The organism is Psychrobacter sp. (assembly GCF_030457785.1).
Lineage (GTDB): Bacteria > Pseudomonadota > Gammaproteobacteria > Pseudomonadales > Moraxellaceae > Psychrobacter.
The window spans coordinates 1-5300 of sequence record NZ_JAKDUI010000191.1 but is presented as its reverse complement, the minus strand read 5'-3'; the positions used below and the strand labels follow the sequence as shown (position 1 = coordinate 5300).

The 5300-nt window shown below is 42.8% G+C and carries 4 protein-coding genes; 1 reads left to right on the top strand and 3 read right to left on the bottom strand.

All coding sequences use genetic code 11. The features are described 5' to 3' along the window. Positions 1-86 precede the first annotated feature (86 nt). On the top strand, positions 87-524 hold the full coding sequence (gene mscL, locus L0J61_RS09010) for a large conductance mechanosensitive channel protein MscL (protein WP_301466112.1): 438 nt from the start codon (positions 87-89) through the stop codon (positions 522-524). 383 nt (positions 525-907) lie between these two features. On the opposite strand, the gene L0J61_RS09005 is transcribed toward mscL, so the two are convergent. The 3 genes from L0J61_RS09005 to L0J61_RS08995 form a co-directional block, all read right to left on the bottom strand. Next, on the bottom strand, positions 908-1348 hold the full coding sequence (locus L0J61_RS09005; RefSeq protein WP_301466111.1) for a hypothetical protein: 441 nt from the start codon (positions 1346-1348) through the stop codon (positions 908-910). 303 nt (positions 1349-1651) lie between these two features. Beyond that, the gene (mutM, locus tag L0J61_RS09000) at positions 1652-2590 is read right to left on the bottom strand and encodes a bifunctional DNA-formamidopyrimidine glycosylase/DNA-(apurinic or apyrimidinic site) lyase (RefSeq protein WP_301466110.1); all 939 of its coding nucleotides are present in this window, start codon (positions 2588-2590) and stop codon (positions 1652-1654) included. A 52-nt stretch (positions 2591-2642) separates the two neighbouring features. Next, entirely contained in the window at positions 2643-5183 is a 2541-nt protein-coding gene (locus L0J61_RS08995; protein ID WP_301466109.1) for a bifunctional (p)ppGpp synthetase/guanosine-3',5'-bis(diphosphate) 3'-pyrophosphohydrolase, read from the bottom strand. Positions 5184-5300 lie beyond the last annotated feature (117 nt).

Here is a 5300-nt window from a genome sequence, read left to right as displayed (position 1 = left end):
TAGATTAGTGAGGTGCTCTTCTTTTTTCAATCACTTTCGAAGTTGAGAGTGGGGTGTATAATCCAAAAAAATTATGGAGTTTGACTATGAGTATGACATCTGAGTTTAAAGAGTTTGCGTTAAAAGGTAATGTGATGGACCTAGCAGTGGGTGTCATCATCGGCGGTGCATTTGCTAACATCACGACATCTTTGGTCGAAGATATTATTATGCCGATTGTTGCATTTATTTTTGGTGGTGAAATCAACTTCAAAAATATGTTCTTGTTGTTAGGTGATGCTCCAGAAGGTGTCGCCATGACTTATGATGCGCTAAAAGAGGCTGGTGTCCCTGTATTAGCATACGGTAGCTTTATTACAGTACTGATTAACTTCTTAATCTTAGCATTTATCATCTTCATGATGGTTAGAACTATCAATAAAATGCGTCGGGATGAGGAAGAAGAAGAAGAGGTGGTAGAAGAACCTTCAGAAGAAGTGCAACTGCTTCGTGAGATTAGCAGTAAGTTAAGCGATACGAAATAGCATTAAATACCCTTTGATCGCTTAGTGTTACGCATGATATTTGTTTTTTATGAATTTTAAGTGCCAGATACCTTGTGTATCTGGCTTTTTTTACTACGCGGAATATTAGCTAGCCTAATGTATATTACTAGATATCAATATTCGTATTGATAGATACGAGGAGCTGATTGACTATCATAAAAATAGCAGCAGTTCATTGGCTATTATATTTGAGGATTATATTCTCTTAATTACTGAAACGTTATCACTAAAAAATAGGCAAGATTCGTCTTGTCTATACTTCTTTTTGGTAAACTTATTTCAGATCAAGACAACTGATAAAAAAAGGGCTAGCGATCATGCCAGCCCTTTTCGTTCTTGAAGGTACGCTCTAAAAATTTAGTTTAGGGCGTCACTACAACATAGTCATCGGTATTGATGAGGATTTCCGAAGGTTGGTCAACGACGATACGTACGATGTTGTCATCTACTGCTTGAGATTTGTAGTAGTTGTCTTCGGCTACTGTACAACCTAAGCAGCGTCCCATCGCACTCCAAGGCTCAATAACCATCTTTTGTTGTGCTTGATCAGTATTGCCACCGATAATAGAAAATGGCAGGCTAACAACATAAGCGGCAGTGCCGGCCACAGCATTTACGAGCTGTAAAGGCTTACCTACTACTGTATCAACGACCATTGTGTCGTAGGAAGGTCCGAAGTCAGTCTCATCAATCTCTATTGCTGCCAAGGCGGGTTGCATGCAAACGGCCATTAAACCCAAGCTTGCAGCTACCGTACAAAATTTTTGCTTAACTGAGCGATGGTTTTTGGTCTTAACCGTCATAATGATATCCTAAAACTCATAATTAGTACGATAAATGGCAGCTACAGTTTTCACGCAGAGACGTCGTGCCAACGATAGGCAGTTTGAATATTACAGGTAAACAAATGGGTGCACTATTTCTGCAAGTGCTATCGCTATTAAAGCAAGATGTGAGTTAATAAGCAATATAAATGCGCATAATATATAAATTAAAATGAATTTATGTGTCAGTTATATTGAAATTTGAGTATGTTCAGCGTAAATAGCACTAGCGAAGCATTACTTCAGGTATATGAGGGCCGGTTAAAGCGGAGTGAGCAACAGTTAAACAAGCGGTTGGCAGTTTGGACAATAGACACTAGCACGTCCGTTCAGTTTCAGGTTCTCAAGTAGGGTTTCGCAGTGCAGGCAGTTTTCATTTTGTCTGCCGTAGACGTTTAAAGTCTGCTGAAAATAGCCTGTCTGACCGTTAGCGACAGTGAAGTCACGCAGGGTTGATCCTCCTAGCTCTATCGCTTCCTGCAAGATTGTCTTAATATGCCCGACTAAGATAAATACTTGATCAAAAGACAAATGATGAGCTGGGGTAGCTGGATGAATACTAGATAGGAAGAGGCTCTCGGTAGCGTAAATATTACCCACACCGACGACGACTTGTTGTTCCATGATGACTGATTTTATGGGACGAGCTATGGGCTTTTTTCTGGATTTAACACTATTACTAGCAGTGTCATTATTTTTTTCACAGGGTACAGTGGTACGCTGAATCAGGTGATAGAGGTAGTCTGCGGTAAAGTTATCTGATAATGGCTCAGGGCCTAAATGATCTAACAGTCTGCTGCTATAGTCCTGATACCATAATACTGAGCCAAAACGTCTGGGGTCGTGATAGTGCAGCTGGCATTTCGTATCACCGTCACTCATGAATGTCATCATTAGATGATCGTGTTTACGCTTTGTAGCATCAAGCTCATGCTGCTGCAAACTGCCTGACATGCCTAAATGGACTAAAAGCTTGATAGGTTCAGCTGTATTGACTTGATGGCTAGCGTCGGTATTGTCATTGACTGCTGGTAAGAAGTTAAGTATCAGATACTTCGCACGGCGCTCGACGCTATCTAATACGCAGCCAACCAACCTGTCTAAGTCGCTTGGCATCGACCAGCGTAGCTTTGGCTGGAAAACTTTTATATCTACAAGCTGCTGACCCAATAAAGGGATCAAACTGGTTTTGGTTGTTTCCACTTCGGGTAGTTCAGGCATGAGGCGCTAGATCAAATATATGATTGAGTGAGTTTATCGTTCTGTCGGGGGTTCAAGCAACGGCACGTCGGGCATGTAGGATACCATGCTGTTGTTCTAGTTTGGCCAAAAGCTTGGATAAATGAGCCAGTCCTGACACTTCGATATGGAATTTCAAAAAGGCAATATTGTCTTCGTTGCTAAGCGTTTCGACCTGACGAATGTTCACATTTTCTTTATCAATAATCTGGGTCAAATCACGCAGTAGTCCACGTCGATCATAGGCTTCCACGTGAATATCCACGGGCTGATAACGACCAGATTGTACTCGCCACGCAGACTCAATTGCACGCTCTGGATCGCGTTCGATCAGACGTGAGTATTCCGGGCATCCTCGGTTATGGATGCTGACGCCTCGTGATAACGTGATGTAACCAGCGATAGGTTCGCCGTGGACCGGATGACAGCAGCCGGCTAAATGGATCTCGGTATTATCCAACCCATCAACATGGATTTTGTATGGGTCGAGTTTGCCTGTTTCTTTGTTATCTACGCTGAGTATAAAGTCGTCTGGGGGACTTTCAGGCTCTAGGTGTAGCTGTCGAGAAATATGGCTGGTGAGTTGGTTTAAACCAATCTCGCCAGTGACTAGGCCGATGATAATATCATCAGTGCTATTGACGTTAAAATACTGCGTGTAGTCATTCAGGTCAATGCTGTTTGGGTGTACTGATAACCGTCCAAGCTCTTTGCTGAGCATTTGACGACCAATCTCAATATTTTTGTCACGATCTTGTTTGTTAAACCATTGACGTAGTTTCGATCGTGCACGGTTGGTATGAATGTATCCCAACGAAGCGACTAACCAATCACGATTGGGCTCACGGGAGGATTTGGTTATAATCTCTACTTGCTCGCCTGTTTTGAGCTGATAAGTTAGTGGTACATAGCGCTGATTGACACGTGCAGCTTGTGCACGATTACCTACCTGTGTGTGTACATAATAGGCAAAGTCCAGAACAGTAGCCCCTTTGGGCAGTTCGGTAATATCACCGTCGCGGCTGAAGATATAAATTCGCTCAAGACCGTCAAAATCAACCAGCTGCTCTTCTTCATCAACCTCTGTCTCATCTAGTTCTTCACCTGTCAGTGAAGAGGAACGTAGTTGATGGCGCGCTTCATTACTATTGATGGATAGTAGTTGACGCAAAGAGCTGATTCTTTGACTGAGGTAGCTGTTTTGTTTGTTTTTTAGACCTTCTTTATAATTGACATGCGCGCACATGCCAAGCTCAGCCTCAAAGTGCATTTCATTAGTACGTATTTGTACTTCGAGCGATTTCTTTTCAGCAATCACTGCAGTATGCAGTGAGCGATACCCATTAGATTTAGGGTTGGTAATGTAGTCATCAAATTGTTCAGGGATATAGCGCCATAGGCCATGTACTATGCCGAGCACGTGATAACAGTCTGAATGATTGTTGACTAGGACACGTAGTGCACGAATATCATAAAGTTGATGGAATGATAAGCCTTTAAGCTTCATTTTTCGGTAGATGGAGTAAATATGTTTGACGCGTCCAGAGACCTCAGCCTCTATATTGGCTTCTGCTAATGCTTCATTAAGCTGGTCTTGAACACGTTGAATATACGACTCACGTTCGCTGCGTTTTTCGGAGAGCAGTTTGGCAATTTCTTTATAGCGATCAGGGGCAAGATAACGAAACGCTAAGTCTTCAAGTTCCCATTTTAGCTGAGCAATACCCAATCGATGCGCTAAAGGAGCATAAATAGTCATCACTTCACGTGCCACACGGCTTTGTCGAGCGGCATCAGAAAACGCCAGTTCACGCATAGCAAAAGTACGTTCGGCCAGTTTGATCAACACAACGCGTACGTCGTTGGTGACGGAGATCAGCATGCTGTATATGTTTGATAGCTGATCGCGTTGATTATTGACGAAATGATCTTCTAAACGTTTATTGTTTTCGATAATCTCAGACAACTTTCCCATCGCTAAAGTGTCTTTGACTAAAGTAGCGATATCCGCACCGAATTTTTTTTCGATGTCTGGGATAGTGACGATGGATTTACGTGCACTACGATAAAGGATGGCTGCGACGAGTGCATTTTCATCTTGATAGAGGTAGGTCAGTATATCGGTCATACCAATACCAGTGACGTACGTACCCGAACGATCGGATTCGCTGGTATTCATGTGGTCGCGAATAAAATCGCAAGCGGCGCTTAATAGAGGAACGGATTCTTGTCCGATACGCTTGGCGACACTGTTTAGCCAAGTAGGAACGTCGATGTTGACGTGATCTAGACTGACTGTCTCAAGGGTTTTTTTTGACAGTAAGTTGTCTTCATCCAAGAGGGCGTTGTTCGAATACTCGTTGGCAAGCTTTGGATCGTGCGTATGCATTGCGTGTGGTGCTGATCGATCAAAGGCGGTATGTAGCTTGTTGGTGGCCAGCTGGTATTTAATATCGAGAGGGATTTGGCTGTTTGCATATTGATAAGCGCATTGGCTCGTGGCCAGCTGTGCCGCGCTGTCGTCCTGCGTGGCATGTTCGTCTATCAGAGGTAATCCTTCACGAATTTTTACCATCGCTGACTCCTTCTTATAGTTATGTTGAATTTATTATAACTTTATCTACTATGTATAAATTTATTAGGACTTACGCAACAATCAGTCTAGGCGAGCGTAACTGCTCGCAGAGATAGT

Coding starts and splice junctions, on each gene's coding strand:
- mscL (WP_301466112.1), top strand. CDS start 87: ATGAGTATGACATCTGAGTTTAAAGAGTTTGCGTTAAAAGGTAATGTG.
- L0J61_RS09005 (WP_301466111.1), bottom strand. CDS start 1,348: ATGACGGTTAAGACCAAAAACCATCGCTCAGTTAAGCAAAAATTTTGT.
- mutM (WP_301466110.1), bottom strand. CDS start 2,590: ATGCCTGAACTACCCGAAGTGGAAACAACCAAAACCAGTTTGATCCCT.
- L0J61_RS08995 (WP_301466109.1), bottom strand. CDS start 5,183: ATGGTAAAAATTCGTGAAGGATTACCTCTGATAGACGAACATGCCACG.